Source organism: Oleiphilus sp. HI0132 (assembly GCF_001635845.1).
Genome location: NZ_LWGJ01000758.1, coordinates 1 through 283 on the forward strand (window position 1 = coordinate 1; position 283 = coordinate 283).

At 43.1% G+C, this 283-nt stretch carries 1 protein-coding gene; it reads left to right on the forward strand.

Translation table 11 applies throughout. The features are described from left to right. The first annotated feature begins 13 nt into the window (after window positions 1-13). Window positions 14-124, forward strand: coding sequence for a hypothetical protein (locus tag A3766_RS32640; protein WP_369808614.1), 111 nt, complete (start codon window positions 14-16; stop codon window positions 122-124). Window positions 125-283: the final 159 nt, after the last annotated feature.

Sequence of the window (283 nt, forward strand, 5' to 3'; positions counted from 1 at the left end):
GCTCTATACCGTTGTGCCTAAGCTTCACTCAGTTATGAAATCGCATACTGGCGGTGATTGGAAGTCATTTACACTAACTATAAATGAAACTGGTGAGGCTAAAACCAAATTTGAATACCAATAAAAGCTATAACAAGCAGCTCCACCGGACTCCGCAAAATGTGTCGCGCTTTTTGCTGGAGCAAAAAGTCACGCCAATTTTGCTCCTCCGGTGAGCTGGGCGTTATATGTTTCAGCCATTTTAGTTAATGGCTCAATATTTGGCTGGGATGCCTCCTTTCTT